General features: G+C 41.7%; 16 protein-coding genes and 2 pseudogenes. 5 read left to right on the forward strand and 13 right to left on the reverse strand.

The window, feature by feature from the left end:
* Positions 1-44 precede the first annotated feature (44 nt).
* Both gpt and PGX00_RS13750 read right to left on the reverse strand, forming a co-directional pair.
* On the reverse strand, positions 45-503 hold the full coding sequence (gpt, locus tag PGX00_RS13745) for a xanthine phosphoribosyltransferase (protein WP_272137367.1): 459 nt from the start codon (positions 501-503) through the stop codon (positions 45-47).
* 43 nt (positions 504-546) lie between these two features.
* Positions 547-1836, reverse strand: coding sequence for an NCS2 family permease (locus PGX00_RS13750; protein WP_272137369.1), 1290 nt, complete (start codon positions 1834-1836; stop codon positions 547-549).
* A 1025-nt stretch (positions 1837-2861) separates the two neighbouring features.
* Here PGX00_RS13750 and PGX00_RS13755 point away from each other — a divergent pair.
* Positions 2862-4343 carry an aminoacyl-histidine dipeptidase gene (locus tag PGX00_RS13755; RefSeq protein ID WP_272137371.1) on the forward strand — a complete coding sequence of 494 codons (1482 nt, stop codon included), beginning with the start codon at positions 2862-2864 and terminating at the stop codon, positions 4341-4343.
* Between the two features lie 207 nt (positions 4344-4550).
* Here PGX00_RS13755 and PGX00_RS13760 read toward each other — a convergent pair.
* A pseudogene (locus tag PGX00_RS13760) lies at positions 4551-4781 on the reverse strand (DUF3622 domain-containing protein); the annotation flags it as partial.
* Between the two features lie 139 nt (positions 4782-4920).
* Positions 4921-8814: a phosphoribosylformylglycinamidine synthase gene (purL, locus tag PGX00_RS13765; protein ID WP_272137373.1), complete on the reverse strand. Its 3894-nt coding sequence runs from the start codon at positions 8812-8814 to the stop codon at positions 4921-4923.
* A gap of 297 nt (positions 8815-9111) precedes the next feature.
* Between purL and mltF the strand changes: the two genes are divergently transcribed.
* Positions 9112-10710 carry a membrane-bound lytic murein transglycosylase MltF gene (gene mltF / locus PGX00_RS13770; RefSeq protein ID WP_272137375.1) on the forward strand — a complete coding sequence of 533 codons (1599 nt, stop codon included), beginning with the start codon at positions 9112-9114 and terminating at the stop codon, positions 10708-10710.
* Between the two features lie 313 nt (positions 10711-11023).
* Here the strand turns inward: mltF and tadA are convergent, their stop codons facing one another.
* The 8 genes from tadA to grpE form a co-directional block, all read right to left on the reverse strand.
* Positions 11024-11518 (reverse strand): tRNA adenosine(34) deaminase TadA, encoded by a 495-nt coding sequence (gene tadA / locus PGX00_RS13775; protein WP_272137377.1) that lies wholly within the window; start codon positions 11516-11518, stop codon positions 11024-11026.
* Positions 11519-11595: 77 nt separating this feature from the next.
* Positions 11596-11979: a type IV pilus modification PilV family protein gene (locus PGX00_RS13780; protein ID WP_272137379.1), complete on the reverse strand. Its 384-nt coding sequence runs from the start codon at positions 11977-11979 to the stop codon at positions 11596-11598.
* A complete protein-coding gene (locus tag PGX00_RS13785) occupies positions 11966-12382 on the reverse strand; it encodes a hypothetical protein (RefSeq protein WP_272137381.1) in 417 nt (138 codons plus the stop codon). Before PGX00_RS13785 ends, PGX00_RS13780 begins: the two co-directional genes overlap by 14 nt.
* A gap of 21 nt (positions 12383-12403) precedes the next feature.
* Positions 12404-12964 (reverse strand): prepilin-type N-terminal cleavage/methylation domain-containing protein, encoded by a 561-nt coding sequence (locus tag PGX00_RS13790; RefSeq protein ID WP_272137384.1) that lies wholly within the window; start codon positions 12962-12964, stop codon positions 12404-12406.
* Positions 12958-13452 carry a pilus assembly FimT family protein gene (locus PGX00_RS13795; RefSeq protein WP_272137386.1) on the reverse strand — a complete coding sequence of 165 codons (495 nt, stop codon included), beginning with the start codon at positions 13450-13452 and terminating at the stop codon, positions 12958-12960. The genes PGX00_RS13790 and PGX00_RS13795 overlap by 7 nt, the downstream gene beginning before the upstream one ends.
* 214 nt (positions 13453-13666) lie before the next feature.
* Positions 13667-14809, reverse strand: a complete 1143-nt coding sequence (gene dnaJ, locus PGX00_RS13800) for a molecular chaperone DnaJ (RefSeq protein WP_272137388.1) — start codon at positions 14807-14809, stop codon at positions 13667-13669.
* Between the two features lie 205 nt (positions 14810-15014).
* A complete protein-coding gene (dnaK, locus tag PGX00_RS13805) occupies positions 15015-16937 on the reverse strand; it encodes a molecular chaperone DnaK (RefSeq protein ID WP_272137390.1) in 1923 nt (640 codons plus the stop codon).
* Between the two features lie 225 nt (positions 16938-17162).
* A complete protein-coding gene (gene grpE, locus PGX00_RS13810) occupies positions 17163-17774 on the reverse strand; it encodes a nucleotide exchange factor GrpE (RefSeq protein WP_272137393.1) in 612 nt (203 codons plus the stop codon).
* Between the two features lie 234 nt (positions 17775-18008).
* Between grpE and nadK the strand changes: the two genes are divergently transcribed.
* The 3 genes and pseudogenes from nadK (at position 18009) to bamE (ending at position 21216) form a co-directional block, all read left to right on the forward strand.
* A complete protein-coding gene (nadK, locus tag PGX00_RS13815; protein ID WP_272137395.1) occupies positions 18009-18893 on the forward strand; it encodes an NAD(+) kinase in 885 nt (294 codons plus the stop codon).
* A gap of 145 nt (positions 18894-19038) precedes the next feature.
* A pseudogene (gene recN, locus PGX00_RS13820) lies at positions 19039-20699 on the forward strand (DNA repair protein RecN).
* Positions 20700-20856: 157 nt separating this feature from the next.
* Positions 20857-21216, forward strand: coding sequence for an outer membrane protein assembly factor BamE (gene bamE, locus PGX00_RS13825; RefSeq protein WP_272137397.1), 360 nt, complete (start codon positions 20857-20859; stop codon positions 21214-21216).
* Positions 21217-21288: 72 nt separating this feature from the next.
* Here bamE and PGX00_RS13830 read toward each other — a convergent pair whose 3' ends face one another.
* Complete coding sequence (locus PGX00_RS13830; RefSeq protein WP_272137399.1) at positions 21289-21624, reverse strand: RnfH family protein; 336 nt, start codon at positions 21622-21624, stop codon at positions 21289-21291.
* Between the last annotated feature and the right edge of the window lie 10 nt (positions 21625-21634).

A 21634-nucleotide genomic window follows, 5' to 3' on the forward strand; every position in this document is an offset into this window, starting at 1 on the left:
ATGCTCCTAATCAGGAGCATTTTCAAATTTGTCTCAATTAATGGCTATTTTTTATTAATTGGGTCTACGTAAGCGATTTCCATATCCCAAGGTTGCTCAATCCAAGTGTCTTGCGCAATATCGACAATATATTCATCCACTAGATGAGCACCGGCAGGTTTAGCGCTTACCGTAACGAATTTTGCTTTAGGGTACATTTCACGAATCTTACGCGCAGTATCACCACTATCAACAAGGTCATCAACGATGAGGAAGCCTTCACCATCGCCTTCTGGTGCTTTAACAACGGTCATATCACGTTGATGATCATGATCGTAGCTAGAGATACAGATAGTATCCACGTAGCGAATACCAAGTTCACGGGCCAAGATCGCCGCAGGAACCAAACCACCACGGCTCACACCGAGAATGCCTTTCCACTGTTCAGCAGGCATCTGCTTCTCAGCCAGTTGACGACAATACATCTGCATATTGTCCCAAGTAATGATGAATTTGTTACTCATATTATTATTAACCTGTTTGATCTTTTAACGCTTATTTTTATGATTAAGCGAAAGCAAATTTTAATGCAAAAACGACAGCAAGAACCCAAACACTAGCTGGTACTTCACGACCTTTGCCACTCAAACCTTTGATAGCGGCATAAGCGATAAAGCCTAGTGCGATACCATCAGCAATAGAGTAAGTAAGAGGCATAAGCAGACAAGTAACCACTACAGGAGCGGCTTCAGTCAAATCACGCCAGTCGATAGATACCAACCCAGACATCATTAAAATTGCTACATAAAATAGAGCACCAGATGTCGCATATGCCGGGATCATACCTGCTAATGGCGAGAAGAATAATGCAAGTAAGAATAAAATGCCAACGACAACTGCAGTTAATCCTGTACGACCACCAGCAGAAACACCAGAAACACTTTCAATATAAGAGGTTGTGTTAGATGTACCTAATAACGCACCAACTGAGGTTGCTGTAGAGTCAGCCAGTAGAGCACGATTTAGGCGAGGTAACTTTCCATCTTCTTTGATGAGGTCTGCTTTTGTCGCTACACCAACTAAAGTTCCCGCAGTATCAAACAGATCGACAAATAAGAAAGCAAATACAACAGAAATCATACCTACTTCGAATATGGCACTAAAATCTAACTGCATAAAGGTAGGTGCGATACTTGGAGGCATAGAGAAAACACCGTGATACTGAACGTCACCAAATAGTATACCAAGTACCGTTACGATAAGAATCGCAATCATTACTGCGGCTTTAAAGCCACGGTGTACTAACGCGATAGTAATAAAAAAACCGACAGCAGCGAGAATAGCTTGAACAGATGTGACAGACCCAATAGAAACTAGTGTTGCTGGGTTATCGCCAACAATGCCAGAACCTTGTAATGCAATGAAGGCTAAAAATAGACCTATACCAGCAGAAATACCGGTTCTCAGGGACATTGGAATAGAGTGGATGATCCACTCACGAATCTTGAAAACACTCAATAAAATGAACAGAAGACCAGAAACAAACACGGCAGCAAGAGCAACTTGCCATGTATAACCCATTCCAAAAACCACAGAATAAGTAAAAAATGCATTTAAGCCCATACCTGGAGCTTGAGCAATAGGATAGTTAGCAACAATACCCATGATGAAGCAACCAATAGCCGCGGCTAGACAGGTAGCAACAAATACGGCACCACGATCCATCCCAGTTTCAGATAAGATCGCAGGGTTTACAAAAATGATGTAAGCCATTGTTAAAAAGGTTGTCACACCTGCGATAACTTCAGTTCGAACATCAGTTTTGTTCTCACTAAGTTTAAATAGCTTTTCCAGCATAATTAGTTCCTAAAATAGATTTTAAAAAAATAAAGTAAACGATTGCGTCACCGATTGGCGCGAATTATAAAGTTATCAAATAGCAATTTCCAGCAGGATTCAGATTAAAAATGGTATTTTATTGATGAACGCCCAAACAAATGGGTCAAACAACACAGAAAACAGATACTAACCATCTATTTTAAAAGAATTAAAACAAGATAATCCTTACATTGAAAATATGGTGTTTTTTTATCCCGCTAAACAATTAACTGATAGGATTGGTATGATTTTCTGTAGATTAGCAGTAATAAATGAGGATTAAGAATAGTAATCAATACCAATTGGGGATAACAACAACAAAATGTAATGCATTACATAAAAAAGATAAAAAAAACGCCACTTTAGTTAAAGTAGCGCTTGAATCAGAACAACCGCGTTGGTTGCCAAAAATTCAAATATTGGGGGCGAACTTTACGTTCAAATCACAATAGCTCGGTTACAATTAATAACCGAAGCTGCTTGGATACTGAAAATTTCGGGTATAAACAGAGTTTGACGCCCAAAATGTTGTAGAAACTAAACCATGCATATCTATCACCTTTAATTTAATTAACAATTAATGTTCTCGGTTCCTTGGAGGCGATATTCGGGCTCATCCTTTGAGCAATAAGTCTTCGTATTGGAAGATGCGGTCACTATACCACAATGAAATTAAATTACAACATATTAAGTGATCGCGATCACGTTTATTTATATATGACCATTTTATTACGTTATAAAATTACATATTAAAATCCATTTCTTCGCAGGCTCTGCTTGCTCACTTCATATCTCCGAATGATTCCACTTTAGTAACGAAAGTCTGGGTGATATGATGCCAACTTTCTATATTCCGCCAAAGATTGAATCATTCTTAGCGATGACCGTTGAATCCTATTAAAAGAAAGGCTCAACTCTTCACTATGTCTTTGTAGCGCTATTGGTAGTATTAAAATTAAAGCTTTGAGCAAAAAATTAGCTTTGGACAAAAATAGGAGTTACCTGTGTCTAAACATCACTCGGAAATCAGTTCTCTGTCACCTGAACCAGTTTGGCAGTTTTTTGATAAAATTTGCTCTATTCCTCACCCATCTAAACACGAAGAAGAGTTGGCTCAATACATTATCAATTGGGCGCAAGAACAAAACCTCGACGTTAAAAGAGACCAGACTGGTAATGTATTTATAAACAAACCAGCGACAGAAGGAATGGAAAACCGCAAAGGTGTTGTTCTTCAAGCACATATCGACATGGTGCCGCAAAAAAATGAAGACACTAAACACAACTTCGCAACCGATTCTATCAAGCCGTATATTGATGGTGAATGGGTAACAGCTAAAGGTACAACACTTGGTGCTGATAACGGTATAGGTATGGCGTCCTGTTTAGCGGTGCTCGCATCAGACGACATAAAACACGGTCCTTTACAGGTTCTTCTGACTATCGATGAAGAAGCGGGTATGACTGGAGCGTTTGGCTTAGAAAGCGGCTGGTTAGAAGGTGACATTCTTCTAAACACAGATTCAGAGCAAGAAGGCGAAGTCTACATGGGCTGCGCTGGTGGTGTTGATGGTGCACTTACCTTTGATATTAAAAGAGAAGAAATCCCACCTGGTTACGTAACTAGAGAGTTGTCTATAAAAGGCCTTAAAGGTGGCCATTCAGGCTGTGATATCCATACTGGTCGTGGCAATGCAAATAAGCTGCTAGCAAGGTTTCTCGCTGGCCACGCCGAAGAACTGGAACTTCAACTCGTTGAGTTTAGAGGAGGTAGCCTACGTAATGCTATCCCTCGCGAAGCCTTTATCACTGTCGCTCTCCCTATGGTAAATGAAGGTCAGCTTAATGCACTTTTCACCGAATTCACCGATATGCTTCGTGCCGAACTAGGTAAAGTTGAAACGGGTATTCTTTCTTACTACGAGGTTGCTGAAACAAACTCTCTAATGATCAGCATTGAATCACAAAGAAGATTTATTCAGGCATTAAATGCATGTCCAAACGGCGTTATCCGAATGAGTGATGACATTGACGGTGTCGTAGAAACCTCGCTGAATGTTGGTGTAATTAATACCAAGAAAAATAAGATTACCGTCTTATGCTTGATCCGCTCTCTTATTGATTCTGGTCGCAGCCAAGTCGAAAGTATGCTGACTTCTGTCGCCAAGCTTGCAGACGCGAAAATTGAGTTTAATGGTGGTTATCCAGGTTGGAAACCTGATGCTAACTCAGAAATCATGAGCGTCTTTAGAGATACCTATGAAGGCATCTATGGTAGAAAGCCAAATATCATGGTGATTCATGCGGGTCTAGAATGTGGTCTATTTAAAGAACCATATCCAAACATGGATATGCTCTCTTTTGGACCGACTATAAAGTTCCCACACTCTCCTGATGAGAAAGTAAAAATCGATACCGTCGCGCTATACTGGGAGCAAATGGTGGCGATTTTAGAAAACATTCCAAAAAATAATTTGAATCGTTAAAACGAATGATTTGAATAAACAAAGGGCAGGCTTTCGTAAAAAAAGCCTGCCCTTTTTGTTTTTAATCACTGCTCAGTCAAAATGAGTTCGTTGTAGCAAACATAAATAGGAAAAAATGCCCATTTAAAAGCGCACATGAACACCAGAGCGATTTGCAGAGTCGAGTCCATTTTGGCGATGTAATTAATGTGACTGGTACAAATTCTATTCGTCTTCAGTTTTACGTTGCGCAGATTTTCGCTTATTTCGCTCGGCTTGCAGTGCGATAAATGCAGGTAATTCTCTTTCACCCCATGCGATCGCTTCTGCTTCCGTTTCAAAACCCATTTCTCGCTTAGATACCGCGGTACGTTGAGCGGATACTTGACGAACGATTTCGGCAGCCCAACCATTTCGTTTTTCAATAACTTTATAGCTAAACTTTTTACTGGTACTCATTTTCTTTCCTACTTACTGTACATAAAAGAGACACAACTCTTTTCAATGGGCGCATTAAACCATATCAGAAGAACAATTGCTGTAAAAAAAGCCCCTGAACTATAGAGTCTAGGGGCTGTTATTTTTCAATTAAAACTATTTAGCCAACGTTAACACGGGCATTACGGAACATTCTCATCCATGGGCTATCTTCACCCCATGAATCTGGAGCCCAAGAGTTAGCTACAGTACGGAAAACACGTTCCGGGTGTGGCATCATTATAGTAACTCTGCCATCTGTGGTGGTTAAACCTGTAATTGCGTTTGGCGAACCATTTGGGTTATTAGGATATTGTTGCGTCGGGTTACCTATATTATCAACGTAACGAACCGCTACTGTGCCCGAAGTTTCAATTGCATTCAGGTGAGCGACATCACGTACTTCCACTCGACCTTCACCGTGAGAAACGGCGATTGGCATACGCGAGCCTTCCATACCACTAAAGAAGACAGAGTCTGACTTCTGAACTTCAACCAAACTAAAACGAGCTTCAAAACGCTCAGATTCATTGCGAACAAATCGTGGCCACAAATCCGCTCCAGGGATAAGTTCGTGTAGGTTCGATAACATCTGGCAACCATTACAAACGCCTAGTGAGAACGTGTCCTCACGCTTAAAGAAGCCTTCAAACTGATCTCTCGCTTGGCTGTTAAACAAAATAGACTTAGCCCAGCCTTCACCCGCTCCTAACACGTCACCATAAGAGAAACCACCACAAGCCGCTAAGCCTTGATACTCATCAAGCACCGCTTGACCTGTCAGGATATCACTCATATGTATATCCGTAGCTTCAAACCCTGCTCTATCGAATGCAGCCGCCATTTCGACATGGGAGTTAACCCCTTGCTCACGCAAGATCGCCATTTTCGGTTTCGCCCCTTTAAGAATATAAGGTGCAGCGACATCTTCTTGCACGTCAAAACTCAAATCAACATTAAGCCCCTTGTCATTGTCATCAGACTTAGCCGCAAATTCTTGGTCTGCACATTTCGGGTTGTCGCGAAGCCCTTGCATTTTATGCGTTGTTTCAGCCCAAATGGTCCTAAGTTCAGTACGAGAACGTTCCAGTACAACCGTATCATCGCTGTTAATAATGATCTTATCTGATTGCTCTACTTCACCGATTACATGACTAAGTTCTGATAATCCAAAGGTTGCCAGAGTCGAAAGAACAGATTCCGTTGCTTCGGTTTGAACCTGAATCACGGCACCTAACTCTTCGTTAAATAACACTGATAATGAGTCTGTTCCTAAAGACGCTATATCTGCACTCAAGCCGCAATGACCAGCAAATGCCATTTCAGCTAAAGTTACGATTAAGCCACCATCACCTTTATCGTGGTAAGCAATGATCTTATCGTCACGGACGAGTGTCTGAATAGCATCATAAAAACCTTTGAGCTGCTCTGCGCTGTCTACATCGGCTGGTTTGTCACCTAGCTCTTTGTATACCTGAGCAAACGCTGTTGCCCCCATGCGGTTTTTACCGTTGCCTAGGTCGATATAAATTAAGCTAGTTTCACCCTTATCCGTTCGTAATTGAGGAGTGACTGTTTTGCGTACGTCTTCGATACGAGCAAACGCGGTAATAACTAAGCTTAAAGGAGAAGTAACGGTTTTTTGTTCGCCATTCTCTTCCCACTTAGTCTTCATTGACATCGAGTCTTTACCAACTGGAATAGTTAGACCTAATGCAGGACATAGTTCTTCACCTACTGCTTTAACTGCTTCGTAAAGGCCTGCATCTTCACCAGGGTGACCTGCTGGAGACATCCAGTTTGCAGAAAGTTTAATATGTTTAATATCACCAATATCCGTTGCGGCGATATTTGTTAAAGATTCACCAACAGCTAAACGAGCGGATGCCCCAAAATCTAATAGAGCGACAGGAGTACGTTCACCCATTGACATTGCTTCGCCATGATACGTATCGTAACTTGCAGCAGTTACCGCACAGTTTGCTACTGGGACCTGCCAAGGACCAACCATCTGGTCACGTGCGACAAGACCGGTAACAGAACGGTCACCAATCGTAATAAGGAACGTTTTTTCAGCAACTGTTGGTAACCTAAGTACACGGTCCAGTGCTTCATTAACTTCAATACCAGCCATCTCCATTGCCGCATTGTCTACTTTCAGCGTTTTTGCATCACGATGCATCTTAGGCGCTTTACCAAGTAGGATTTCCATAGGCATGTCAATTGGCGTGTTATCGAAATGCGAGTCTTCTAGAGTAAGATGACGCTCTTCTGTTGCTTCACCAACGACCGCATATGGGGCTCGTTCTCGTTTACAAATTGCATCGAAAACCGCCATGTTTTCTGGTGCGACAGCCATTACATAACGCTCTTGAGATTCATTACACCAGATCTCTAATGGGCTCATGCCGGGTTCATCATTTGGTACGTTGCGCAGTTGAAATTTACCACCTCGCTCACCATCATCGACCAATTCTGGCAATGCGTTGGAAATACCACCAGCACCTACATCGTGGATAAAGGCAATTGGGTTCTCTTCGCCCATCTGCCAACAACGGTCAATAACTTCCTGACAACGACGCTCCATTTCTGGGTTTTCACGCTGAACAGAAGCAAAATCCAAGTCTTCCGCTGATTGACCAGAAGCCATAGAAGAAGCTGCACCTCCACCAAGACCAATATTCATTGCAGGACCACCAAGCACAATTAAACTTGCACCAACGGGGATCTCTTTTTTCTGCACATGTTCATCACGAATATTACCCAACCCACCTGCGATCATAATTGGCTTATGGTAACCGCGAACTTCTTCACCATTATGAGAGTTAACTTTCTCTTCATAAGTACGGAAATAACCAAGGAGATTTGGACGACCAAATTCGTTGTTGAATGCCGCGCCACCCAAAGGGCCTTCCAGCATAATATCGAGTGCATTTACAATACGGCTAGGCTTACCAAAATCCGTTTCCCAAGGTTGTTCAAAGCCTGGAATACGCAGGTTAGATACCGCGAATCCGACCAAACCCGCTTTAGGTTTACCACCAATTCCGGTTGCACCTTCATCGCGTATTTCACCACCAGAGCCTGTTGCTGCACCTGGCCACGGTGAAATTGCAGTTGGGTGGTTGTGTGTCTCAACCTTCATCAAAATATGAGCAAGTTCTTGGTGATAGTCATATTGACGAGTATCAGGGTTCGGGAAGAAACGACCTACTTGAGAGCCGGTCATTACTGCTGCGTTATCTTTATAAGCAGAAAGAACGTGTTCGCTGTTGGTTTCATAGGTGTTTTTAATCATTTTAAATAATGATTTTTCTTGTTCCACACCATCGATAGTCCAATCAGCATTGAAAATTTTGTGACGACAGTGCTCTGAGTTAGCCTGAGCAAACATCATCAATTCTATATCATTTGGATTACGGCCCAGATTAGTAAAGCTCTCAACTAGGTAGTCTATTTCATCGTCGGCTAACGCTAAGCCCAAGCTAATGTTCGCTTCTTCTAAGGCTTGTTGTCCACCTGATAGAATATCAACATCCGCAACCGGAGCTGGAACCGCAACCGTAAATAACTGCTCTGCGTTATCCATATCAGTAAAAACCACTTCCATCATTCGGTCGTGTATTAACGCTTTCACTTGCGATAACTGCTCTTGAGAAAGTGCAGATGATGATTCAACATAATAAGCGGTACCGCGTTCTAAACGCTTAACTTTATCTAACCCACAATTGCGTGCGATATCAGTTGCTTTTGAAGACCAAGGAGAAATAGTCCCAGGGCGTGGTGTAACTAAAAGAAGGCTACCAGCAGGTTCATGCTCTTGAATAGTTGGACCGTAAGTAAGTAATTTTTCTACTTTTTCAACCTCTTCGCCATTTAAGTCAGCAGTTAAGTCGGCAAAGTGCATGAACTCAGCGTAAATATCTGTAACAGGCAGATCTTGTTCACGACAAAGTTCTAGTAATTTGTTAACTCGGAACTCAGAAAGAGCTGGGGAGCCGCGCAAAATTCTCATGTGCTTAGGTCTCTTATGCAAGTGATTTAGGTGATATTGGAATAAATTCAGTGCGTTATAAGCGAACGCTTGAACTTATGCCAATTTCACCTCTCTGTTGCGGGCGTATTATAGAGGAAAATGTTTTGTGACGTAACACCAAAAGCAACCGTTTGCGCCATTTTTTTGTAATCTAGCTGCTAATCCTTGAAATGACTAATAATCGTGCAAATAGTCACTGTTTTCTTTAATGATTCTTTGCCGAACATGACGGCTCTGCTATAAAGAGCGTAGTCAACTTATAAAGACCCCCTTTTAATGCAGAAACTTTTTATCCACCGTTGGTACAAAATATCTCTGGCTCTCTTGTTCGGATTCTTCCTAGCTGGCTGCCAAATCGAATCTGATCCTAAAAGTGAATTGGATAAAGTCCGTGAACGAGGTGTATTGAGAGTCGGTACTCTGAATAACCAACTATCTTATTATATCGGGCCAGATGGCCCAACAGGCTTAGACTACGAGTTAGCGAAGCAATTTGCTGATGAGCTGGGTGTGAAATTGGAAATGAAGCCAGCTTATCGCTTAGCTGGGCTGTTTCCTGCGTTAAAGAAAAATGAAATCGATATTATTGCGGCAGGGCTAAGCCAAACCCCTGAACGAATCAAGTCTTTTCGAGCCGCTCCTGCCTATTATTATGTGAGTCAACAGCTTGTTTATAAAAACGGTTCTTGGAAACCAAGAAGCATTAAGAACTTAGTCGATAGGCAGGCAAAGAATCCAGATGAAACTTTGACTATCGTTTCAGACTCTCACTTTGTTGCAACTTTAGAAAATCTTAAAGTGGATCATCCAACACTCCAATACGACACCACTGAAAACTCCGATGTGAAAGATCTGCTTCAAAAAGTTTCAACTGGTGAGCTCTCTTACACTATCGCTGATTCAGTAGAACTATCGCTAACTCAACGCTTATTCCCAGATATTGCGCTCGCACTTGAGCTAACCGAAGATCAACCAGTTTCTTGGTACATGAGAAAAGCCGATGATGAGAGCCTCTACGCACTATTAATAGAATTTTTTGGTGAAATGAAACAGTCAGGTGACTTGGCCACACTAGAGGAAAAATACTTTGGCCACGTAGAAACTTTTGATTACGTGGATACCCGAGCCTTTATTCGTGCTTTAGATAGCAAGTTGCCAAAATGGGAAGATCTATTTAAAAAGCATGCCGCTAATTTTGATTGGCGCTTAATTGCTGCCCTCTCTTACCAAGAGTCACATTGGAACCCTACAGCAACTTCACCTACAGGGGTTCGTGGCATGATGATGCTGACACTACCTACGGCTAAGCTCGTGGGTGTAAAAAACCGTCTAGACCCTGAACAATCTATATTAGGTGGGGTGAAATATTTACAAGGAATTGTTGAACGAGTGCCAGACTCTATTCCTGAACATGAAAAAATCTGGTTTGCTCTCGCATCATATAATGTGGGGTACGGCCATGTGTTGGATGCACGCCGATTAACGCGCTCACAAAATGCGAATCCAGACTCATGGGCAGACGTAAAAGAGCGACTTCCGCTACTTAAACAACGTAAATATTACAGCAAAACTCGATACGGTTATGCGCGAGGGGATGAAGCAAGAAACTATGTGGAAAATATCAGACGTTACTACCAATCTATTATTGGTCACGTAGAGAAGCAACAAGCATTAAGTTCAGATATCGACGTTGAAGGCATTCAGGTTATTGACGTACCTCTTCCACCTAGACAGAACGGTGAACTTGTTGGGCCCCCAGAGAAAGGTCAATCTGTCCTTTTGCCAGCAACAAAAGAGCCAGAAAACTCAACACCTGACAATCCTACCCCAGACGAATCTATACAAGAACTAGACTCGTCAGAGTCAAAACCTTAAATGTAAAAAGGCAGATAATTAATTTTTATCTGCCTTTTTTTCATCTGGTCTGTTCATCATTCCGTAATAAACTATCTTTATAAATAACCCTAACAAAGAATGAAAAACACATAGCCTAGAATTGGGCAAAAAAAGGAGATAATAATGAACTCTGTAAGAAAAAAACCAAAACCTTAGCAACAAAAACGTCTACCGCTAACCGCAGAAAAAGAATGTTAGCGAACAATAAAAAAAGGTTATTTGGCGTCATAGAGCTTATGTTCAATGCGAGACATTTAACTAAATACCTTCTCCGTTGATTTGAGAGTTTCGCTTAACTTTTAACTCTTTTTTCTTTTCGCCGACGCTTAAAGAAGGATTGTAGTTGAATACGGCACTCATTTTCTAATAACCCAGCTTCTACATCGGCATAATGATAAGCCGCTTGGGTTTCAAATAAATTCAACACTGTACCAGCGGCTCCGGCCTTTAAATCCGGTGCTCCAAAAACAACACGCTTCACTCGACTATGTAATAACGCCCCTGCACACATAGGGCATGGCTCTAACGTCACATACAACGTGGTATCTAACAATCGATAATTTTCTAAGACCTTTCCCGCCTGCCTAAGTACCTGTATTTCAGCGTGAGCAGTGGCATCATGATCACAAATAGATCGATTGAACCCTTGCGCTATAACTTCACCATCTTTTACCAAGACCGCACCTACAGGCACCTCTCCTGCCAATTCAGCTTCATGAGCAAGCGATATCGCTTGGCGCATAAAATGTTCGTCTTGTTCTGAGAATAATTTGATGTCAGTAGTCAATAGAAAGCCATGTTGCCAGTAAAAATTAATGGCACATTGTAACTCAGTCACTAACGACTAAAAAGGGACTCACTGCCTCAATTTTTCGGATTATAAACTGCACTTACCAAGTCGACGTTATATTGTTTCCCCATAGTGTTGTGCCACATCACTTCGACCTTAATCCATTTAAGGCCAGTAACGTTGTTTTTCCCAAGGGTAGTCGTTGTCATCGTAAAACGAGTGTTCTCGATCATTTGTTGCGCTATAGTTTGGTTATTGGAAACCTCATCGTTTACTCGCATTTTCTCAAGTCTAGATTCAGCTAAGTAAAGCGCTATTAGCTGGTGCTGAACCAACTTAGCCCCTTTAAGAATTTCGATCTGTAATCGAACTAAACCCAGTACAGAAAATAAGATAAGAAGCATAGAGATAAGTACTTCTATTAGGCCAAACCCTCTTTGCGAGTTACTCAAAGTCACGCCAACTCCCTTTTAACCAAATCACACGATATACTGGTTTTTCATACACAATTAACCGCTGACTAAGTGACAAACGGCCAATCGTTGAAGTGATTAAGTAGTTTTCCTCGCCCTTTTCGGTTTCCAAAACCCAAGTCACTTCAAGATTAGCAGGTAAATCACACCTGCTGGTCAATTGCTTTATCGAACCACGCTTTTCAACAGACCGACTAGCAAACAATGCAAAAGCACACTCTAGCCCCGCCTCCACTAACCAAAACCTTTTTCTATACTCAGCCTCGCTCTGCACTTTTTTGTATTGACTGAAGACCGCTGTAGCACTTGTCATTGATAAAACCAAAGCCGCCAATAGGAAAAACTGGCACAACATAAGAACTACTGCACCCTTTTGTCTTATTTGCATTCGTTACACCTATTATAAGTTTTAGCGAGAAGCGATACTCACCGATAAGCTGAACGGCTCATCAAGCTCACGGAGAACCGCTGTCACGGATAGTTCATACAACACGCGGTTTGTTGTTTTGTTATTGTTTTTTAGCTGGTTAAACCGACCCTCTTTGACCGTAAAACTTACTAACCGCACTTGGTCATTATCAAACATCGAATAAAATTTATGACAAGTACTATTGATTAACGGCTTCGCGATTTTATCTAAACAGTATTTAAGTTTGTGTTCTCTGTAATCTGCTTTAATTACAGTAAAGCGATGTTCACCACCATCTTGATAAACATATCGCAATTCAGACTCTGTGCTTATTACAGAACTCGCTCTTCTCAAGTCATCCTGTATAAAACGTAAAGAATCAGACACTGTATTACGAAGAAGAATTGATCGAATCTCTTTTTGAGCAGCTGAGGTACTCGAAATAGTGAACGAGGTCAGAGCGGTTAAAAGTAACGCTGTTAACGCGCTAGCCACCAACACCTCAACTAACGTAAATCCCACTTCATTCGTTCTATTGATACTTTTTTGCTGCACTAACATTTGGGGTAACCATAAAAATTCGCCCCGATCGCACATATCCTTACCCTGCCAGTGACATTGTGTGTTAGCAGTTTGAGAGTAACGCCATGTGGCAATGAATTTGTAAATGTTAGATGGCTATTTTCTAAAACCCTGCCCGTTCTTCCATCTATCTTGAGTGATGTCCATGAAGGAGAAAGAGAGGTATTGGTACCTAGAAGAACTAGAAGTTCATTACCTTTACTTGAATGCTTGTTATCTTTAACAAGAGACACACGCCAACTCTTCATGTCCTCACTATCCAACAAGCTATACTGGATCCAAAGATCTTGCCGACTCGTCAATGCTTGCGTTCGCGCTTGAATAAAAAATCCCTTCAGTTCTACCGCTAATTGCCTAAGTTGATAGTTTTGGCAAATCATTTGAATATTAGGTAAGGCAATGGAGAGCAAAATGGCTGTGACTGAGAAAACGACAAAACACTCTATTAATGTAAATCCATTCTTCATGCTAACTCCTTTCATGATAATGAGAAGGATGCTAGCACTAAGAAAATAAAATGAGACGGTGAATAAATTCAAGATAGGGAGAGTTCTGATTAATAGATGAAACGACTGTCAGTTTCTTCTAGAAATGGCGTCATTCCTCGTACATTTTGCCGAATCGCAGACACAAAAAAGCCACTACAAATGAGTGGCTTTCGATTGTTTCTAGTTTTTCTGCTTAACCCGTTAAGTCATCAAAGAAATTCTTAACACCGTTAAAGAAGCCCTCTGATTTTGGTTTGTGCTTATTGGCAGCTGCGCCACCGCACGACTCTTCAAACTCTTTTAACAGTTCTTTTTGGCGAGCACTTAGCTTCACTGGGGTTTCGACAACCAGTTTCACTATAAGATCACCAACACCACCACCACGAACACCTTTCACACCTTTTCCACGCATACGGAACAAGCGATCTGTTTGCGTCTCTTCCGGTACTTTCAAGTTTACACGGCCATCTAGCGTTGGTACTTCAACTTCGCCACCCAATGCCGCTTGAGCAAAGCTCACCGGTACTTCACAGTATAAGTTGTTTCCATCACGCTCAAAGATATTGTGTTCACGCACATGAACTTGCACGTACAAGTCACCTGCTCCCGCACCTTGTTCGCCGGCTTCACCTTCACCAGACAAACGAATACGATCACCAGTATCTACACCTGCTGGTATCTTAACGTTAAGTGTTTTGGTTTTCTGCTTACGACCTTGTCCATGACATGAATTACATGGGTCTTTGATCGTTTTGCCTTTACCGTTACAAGTTGGGCAAGTCTGTTGTACAGCAAAGAAGCCTTGACGCATTTGTACCTGGCCATGACCGTGACAGGTTCCACATGTTTGAGCACTAGAGCCTTTCTTCGCTCCAGAACCATCACAAACCTCACACTCAACGAGCGTTGGAACCTCGATTGATTTTTCACAGCCACGAACAGCCTCTTCTAAAGAGAGCTCCATATTGTAACGAAGGTCAGCACCACGTTGTGCTCGCGCTTGACCACCACCACGGCGGCCTCCACCAAAGATGTCACCAAACACATCACCAAAGATATCGCCGAAATCAGCGCCTTGACCACCGCCAAAGCCGCCGCCACCACCACCTTGTTCAAAAGCAGCATGCCCGTATTGATCATAGGCTGCCTTTTTCTGAGGATCGGTTAAGATTTCATACGCTTCTTTTACTTCTTTAAACTTTTCGCCAGCCTGATCATCATCCTGATTTCTGTCTGGATGGAATTTCATCGCAAGACGTTTATACGCCTTTTTAATATCTCGCTCTGAGGCTTCACGGCTTACGCCTAAGACTTCGTAAAAATCACGTTTCGACATGTTTTCAAATACCGTTTACTTGCTTTAAATCGAACTAGATAAAGGTGATAAACCATTATCTAGTTCGAATCATTATTTACAAATTTGCGGGCGAAAGAGATAACTCCGACGCCCGCAACATATATTAAGACTACAAATAATTACCGCTTACCTCACTCCTTTCGAAGTACGGTAGCTAGGAGAAGGAGCCCCTTCTCCCATTCAATTATTTTTTATCGTCTTCTTTAACTTCTTCAAACTCAGCGTCTACAACATCATCTTCTGGTGCTTGCTGTTGTCCCGCATCTGCGCCAGCGTCAGCTTGTTGTGCTTGAGCTTGTTGCTGAGCTAGTTCCATCAGCTTTTGAGCGGCTGTCATTAGTGCTTGAACTTTCGCGTCGATAGCTTCTTTATCGTCACCATTCTTCACGTCTTCTAGCTCTTTGATTGCAGCTTCAATCTTCTCTTTTTCTTCTGCAGGAAGTGCTTCACCGGCTTCTTCGATTTGCTTACGAGTACCGTGGATCATTTGATCAGCTTGGTTACGAGTAGTGACTAGCTCTTCGAACTTCTTATCTGCTTCTTTGTTCGCTTCAGCTTCTTGCACCATTTTCTCGATATCTTCGTCGCTTAGGCCACCAGAAGCTTGGATAGTGATCTTCTGCTCTTTACCTGTAGACTTATCTTTTGCTGATACGTGAAGGATACCATCCGCATCAAGGTCGAAAGTAACTTCTACTTGAGGCATGCCACGTGGTGCAGGCTGAATACCTTCTAGGTTAAATTGACCTAGAGATTTGTTGTACATTGCTTGCTTACGCTCGCCCTGAAGAACGTGGATAGTTACCGCACTTTGGTTATCTTCAGCTGTTGAGAATACTTGGTTCGCTTTCGTTGGGATAGTTGTGTTCTTTTCAACTAGCTTAGTCATTACACCACCCATTGTCTCGATACCTAAAGACAAAGGAGTAACATCTAGTAATAGAACATCTTTAACATCACCCGCTAGTACACCACCTTGAACTGCTGCACCCATTGCAACCGCTTCATCAGGGTTTACGTCGCGACGTGCTTCTTTGCCAAAGAACTCAGCAACCTTAGCTTGAACCATAGGCATACGAGTTTGACCACCTACTAAGATAACATCGTTGATGTCACCAACAGATAGGTCTGCATCTGCAAGAGCAACTTTTAGTGGCTCTAGAGTGCGTTGAACTAAATCTTCTACAAGTGATTCTAATTTCGCACGAGTCACTTTAATGTTCATGTGCTTAGGACCAGTCGCATCAGCAGTAACGTATGGTAGGTTCACGTCAGTTTGTTGTGCTGAAGACAGCTCAATTTTTGCTTTTTCTGCTGCTTCTTTAACGCGCTGCATAGCAAGTGGATCGTTTTTAAGGTCAATACCTTGCTCAGCTTTGAACTCATCTACTAAGTAGTTGATCATGCGGTTATCAAAATCTTCACCACCAAGGTGAGTATCACCATTCGTTGCTAGTACTTCGAATGTTTTTTCGCCTTCAACTTCATCGATTTCGATGATAGAGATATCAAATGTACCACCACCAAGGTCATAAACAGCAATAGTGCGGTCGCCGCCTTTTTTGTCTAAGCCATAAGCAAGAGCTGCAGCCGTTGGTTCGTTGATAATACGTTTAACTTCTAGACCCGCGATACGGCCAGCATCTTTTGTTGCTTGACGCTGAGCATCGTTAAAGTAAGCAGGTACAGTAATTACAGCACCAGTCACTTCCTCACCAAGAAAGTCTTCTGCTGTTTTCTTCATTTTTTTCAGGATTTCAGCAGAGATTTGAGGAGCTGCCATTTTTTGGCCTTGCGCTTCAACCCAAGCATCACCATTGTCAGCTTTAACAATGCTAAATGGCATGATTTTAATATCACGCTGAACTTCTTCGTCTTCAAAACGACGGCCGATCAAACGTTTGATGGCATATACTGTATTTTGTGGGTTCGTAACCGCTTGACGCTTAGCAGGTTGACCTACTAGCGTTTCGCCATCTGTATAAGCGATAACGGATGCCGTTGTGCGCTCACCTTCAGCATTTTCTAATACGCGTGGTGCGTCGCCGTCCAATACAGCAACACATGAATTAGTAGTACCTAAATCAATACCAATGATCTTACCCATCAGACTATCTCCGAAAATTCAGTTATTCAATTTCTATATCCCCTTAAATGGGGACGGAGAATGGGGATTCAACCCCAATCTCAAAATGATTGTTTTGTGTATGCCACATAGATAAGGGCGATGAATAGCTTTTCAAGGGAAAGAATAAAAAAACATTCACAATTTTTTCTTTCCACAAAAATGGGCTGCCCTAAAGCAGCCCATTCATTTTATGATAAAGGTTTTCTATTTAGAAACCATTACCATTGCGGGACGAACAACTCGACCATTTAACTGGTAACCTTTTTGCATTACAAACATAACACTATTTGGTTCATGATCTGCGCTCTCTTGAATTGACATCGCTTGATGATATTCAGGATTAAACACCTCGCCTTCTGGATTTATTTCTTGAAGACCGAATTTAGCTATAGTGTCAATAAAGGTTTTGTGTGTTAATTCAACGCCTTCTAGCAAAGGCTTAACTGCTTCGTTATCTACACTTGCTGCTTGGATAGCGCGTTCTAAGTTGTCTATAACTGGCAATAGTTCTTCAGCAAACTTATTCAACGCATATTTACGTGCTTTATCAATTTCTTGCTCAGAGCGACGTCTCATGTTGTCGACTTCTGCTTTCGCACGTAGAACCGAGTCTTGTTGCTCTTTAATACGCATTTCACTTTGTAGTAAAGCAGCCTCTAGTTGAGCTATCTTTGACTCTTCTTCATCAATGGCATCTTCTTCGTTCCATTCGATATCACCGTCTGTGCCAACAGCGTCCACATCGGACTCAAGATCTTGCTCTACAGTTTCTTGCTTAAGTTCTTCTTCGTTTACTTTGTTTTCTTCGTTGCTCATGATATCTCCAGACTTCGAAATTCTATTTCTAACGCAAGTTCTGCTGTCTGTTTACAAACGCACGGTTTACAAACTCAGGCTGTTTTTAAACCCAAACATCTTAATTAAAGAGATACAGACGCCTAAACTTAAATAAAAAACTCGCGTATTGGATTTAGTTGCCTTTATTATGGGGATTGATATTAATGATTCAAGCGTTAAACGCGCCCTTTCATCTTTAATTGGATTATCTTAATGAAAAAGCCTTTTAAAACCATTGGCATAATCGGAAAACCAAGAAATCACAAAGCGGTACAAACTCATAAAGATTTGTTTCATTGGCTTATATCCGAAGGCTATGACGCCGTAATTGATGATCGTCTAAGAGGAATTCTTGAAAATATTGAAGACCAGTACTTTACCAGTCTCATCGATATTGGCTCAAAAGCAGATCTTGCCATTGTTGTAGGTGGTGACGGAAATATGCTTGGTGCAGCAAGATTGCTTTCTCGTTTTGATATCTCTGTCATTGGTGTAAACCGTGGCAACCTTGGATTTTTGACCGATCTTGACCCTGAAGAATTTAAAGAACCATTAAAAAAAGTACTGCAAGGGCAATACGTTGAAGAAGAACGCTTTCTCTTAGAAGCCGAAGTATATCGACATGGTCAATTAAAAAGTCATAACGCGGCACTTAACGAAGTGGTTCTTCACCCAGGCAAGATAGCTCACATGATTGAATTTGAAGTCTATATTGATGATACCTTCGCATTCTCACAACGATCTGATGGTCTTATAGTTGCCACACCAACCGGCTCAACGGCCTATTCTCTTTCAGGTGGGGGCCCAATTTTGTCCCCGAGCTTAAACGCCATTTCCATCGTTCCCATGTTTCCACACACCTTATCTAGCCGCCCACTCGTTGTCGACGGCAATAAAAAAGTCAAATTGGTGGTGTCTCCAGACAACCGAGGCACTCAGGAAATTAGCTGTGATGGCCAGATATCATTACCGGTTTCACCCGGTGATGAAGCCCACATATTCCAAAGCACAAACACACTAAGTCTGATACACCCCGAGGAATATAGCTACTACCATGTCCTACGAAATAAACTGGGGTGGTCTAGCAAGCTTTTTTAATTGAAAACGAACATTTAACGTACAAAATAATTTTCAAAAATACTAAATTGTTCACAAAAAAGTCATTCTAGCAACTTTACTGTATAAAAAAACAGTATATACTGTCTTCTTATACAGTATTGTTTATTCATACAGGATTACTAAGATGCTTGCTCATTTAAGTGTTAATAATTTTGCAATCGTTAAGTCTCTTCAGCTAGAGCTCTCCTCTGGAATGACGACCATCACAGGTGAAACCGGTGCTGGCAAGTCTATCGCTATTGATGCTCTAGGCTTATGTCTTGGAGACAGAGCTGAAGCAGGTATGGTACGTCAAGGTGAAGAAAAAACCGAAGTTTGTGCCTCTTTTCTGCTAGACAATAATGTTCATGCTACTCGCTGGCTAGAAGATAACGAACTTCTTGATGGCAGTGAGTGCATACTTCGCCGAATTATCACTAAAGATGGTCGTTCAAGAGCTTTTATTAACGGCAGTCCTGTCCCCCTATCTCAATTAAAATCTTTAGGGCAAAACCTAATCAACATTCATGGACAACATGCGCACCACCAGCTAATGAAAAGTGATTATCAGCTTTCTATGTTAGATCAATATGCGGGCCATTCAGAATTAATCCATAAATCTCGCATTCACTATCAAGAGTGGCGTCTGGCTAAAAATCGATTAAACGAATTGACACAAAACAGCCAAGACAACCAAGCACAGAAACTGCTACTGGAATACCAGATCAAAGAATTGAACGAGCTTTCACTTGGTGAAGATGAGTTCGCAGAGTTAGAACAAGAGCACAAACGTTTATCCAACAGTGGTGAGCTTGCTTCTAATTGCCAAACCGCGATCCATACTTTATACGAAGGCGAAGACGTTAATGCATTACAACTGCTCCAGTCTGCCAACCAAACATTAATTGAATTGGCTGAATTAGACAGTGCGCTAAATGCACTACCACAGATGTTAAATGACGCCATTATTCAAGTAGAAGAAGCAAACAACGAATTGAGGCACTACTTAGACAAAGTAGACGTTAACCCAGAAAGAATGGCCTATGTAGAAGAGCGCTTCTCCAAGGTGATGTCTACTTCTCGTAAACACCATGTCTTAGCAGACAACTTATATAACCATCACCAGGAGCTACTCAAACAAATCGAGGATTTAGATTGCTCTGATGAACGATTAGAAGCAATAGCGGAAGAAGTCGAAAAGAAACATCAAAAATTTATTAACAGTGCAGAAAAACTGAGCAAATCCCGAAGCCGATACGCGAAAGAACTTAATAAACTGATTACCCAAAGTATGCATGAGCTAAGTATGGAGAAAGCTAAATTCTGTATCGACGTAGAGCAAGACCATAACCGTACTACACCACTGGGCATCGATTGCGTTACCTTTTTAGTGTCAACCAACCCAGGGCAACCTTTACAACCTATTGCGAAAGTAGCATCAGGTGGTGAACTATCGCGAATTTCACTCGCAATTCAGGTTATCACGGCTCAAAAAGTAGACACACCAAGCCTGATTTTTGATGAAGTTGACGTTGGTATTAGCGGACCTACAGCCGCTGTTGTTGGAAAAATGCTGCGTACGTTAGGCGAATCTACCCAAGTAATGTGTGTAACCCATTTGCCGCAAGTTGCAGGTTGTGGGCACCAACAACTCTTTGTAGCAAAACAAACTAAAGCCGGAAAAACTGAAACACAGATGAACAGCCTTAATACGGAACAACGGATCTCGGAGCTAGCTCGTCTACTTGGGGGAGCCAGATTACTAAATCGACAATGGCAAACGCTAAAGAACTATTGGCGGCTTAGTTCACAAAGCTAATATTCGCCAATTTAATTGCAACCAATAGCAAATTTCGCGGTCATATATTCAACTTGAGGTAATACCTCTTTTACTTCTCGGCCAACCTTGTTTATCATCTGGCGAGTTTTAACGAATATATTTATTAATTAAGAATTTCCAACTATGCGATTTAAGAAGTGGTTCGTTGCCATCCCCCTAGCCTTAACAATGCTTACAGGCTGCACTCTGGCAGAAAAGTTAGTTTACCGAATAGATATAAACCAAGGTAACTACGTTGAGCAACAAGCCGTCGACCAACTAAAGTTTGGCATGACAAAGGAACAGGTTCGCTATGTATTAGGTTCTCCTATGTTAGTGGAAAATGGCTACCCGAATACATGGTATTACATTTACCACCATACAAAAGGTCATCATGACCCAATCCAGAAGAACCTTTTTGTTAACTTTAGTGAAACTGGGACGTTACTTAACGTTGAAGGGGATTTCCCTACTGGAGACGCTTTTTTCGAAGGCTTGAACTAAATAACCCGAATTTCCATTAAAAATATCCCCGCGCAAGTGGGGATATTTATTTTGTTACCGCAAATCTTTAAGCTAAGCTTTCTTACGTAATTCGTTTGGCTTACCACCAGTGACTGGGTCTGCATTCCCTTTTGCCTTGGCTTGTTCTGCTCTTTTACGTCTAATCTCTTTCGGGTCGGCCAGAAGAGGTCGATAAATCTCTATTCTATCTTTATCTCGAACAGTCGCATCTAGCTTTACATTACGACTAAAAACACCAACTTTATTTTTTTTAAGGTCAATTTCAGGATAAAGCTCCAATATTCCAGAGTGGTTTATAATCTCTTCAACTGTAAGCTCTTTACTCACTAACTGAGTGAACACTCGCTGTTCGTCGGGTAGTGCATATACCACTTCTACATGAATCACTTAGGCCTTC

Origin of the sequence: Vibrio algarum, from assembly GCF_028204155.1 — a bacterium.
In the GTDB taxonomy this organism is placed as follows: Bacteria; Pseudomonadota; Gammaproteobacteria; order Enterobacterales; family Vibrionaceae; genus Vibrio; species Vibrio algarum.

Bases quoted from the DNA above. Each gene is read 5' to 3' on its own strand.
- gpt (WP_272137367.1), bottom strand. From the start codon at position 503: ATGAGTAACAAATTCATCATTACTTGGGACAATATGCAGATGTATTGT.
- PGX00_RS13750 (WP_272137369.1), bottom strand. From the start codon at position 1,836: ATGCTGGAAAAGCTATTTAAACTTAGTGAGAACAAAACTGATGTTCGA.
- purL (WP_272137373.1), bottom strand. From the start codon at position 8,814: ATGAGAATTTTGCGCGGCTCCCCAGCTCTTTCTGAGTTCCGAGTTAAC.
- mltF (WP_272137375.1), top strand. From the start codon at position 9,112: ATGCAGAAACTTTTTATCCACCGTTGGTACAAAATATCTCTGGCTCTC.
- PGX00_RS13785 (WP_272137381.1), bottom strand. From the start codon at position 12,382: ATGCAAATAAGACAAAAGGGTGCAGTAGTTCTTATGTTGTGCCAGTTT.
- PGX00_RS13790 (WP_272137384.1), bottom strand. From the start codon at position 12,964: ATGTTAGTGCAGCAAAAAAGTATCAATAGAACGAATGAAGTGGGATTT.
- PGX00_RS13795 (WP_272137386.1), bottom strand. From the start codon at position 13,452: ATGAAGAATGGATTTACATTAATAGAGTGTTTTGTCGTTTTCTCAGTC.
- dnaJ (WP_272137388.1), bottom strand. From the start codon at position 14,809: ATGTCGAAACGTGATTTTTACGAAGTCTTAGGCGTAAGCCGTGAAGCC.
- dnaK (WP_272137390.1), bottom strand. From the start codon at position 16,937: ATGGGTAAGATCATTGGTATTGATTTAGGTACTACTAATTCATGTGTT.
- grpE (WP_272137393.1), bottom strand. From the start codon at position 17,774: ATGAGCAACGAAGAAAACAAAGTAAACGAAGAAGAACTTAAGCAAGAA.
- nadK (WP_272137395.1), top strand. From the start codon at position 18,009: ATGAAAAAGCCTTTTAAAACCATTGGCATAATCGGAAAACCAAGAAAT.
- bamE (WP_272137397.1), top strand. From the start codon at position 20,857: ATGCGATTTAAGAAGTGGTTCGTTGCCATCCCCCTAGCCTTAACAATG.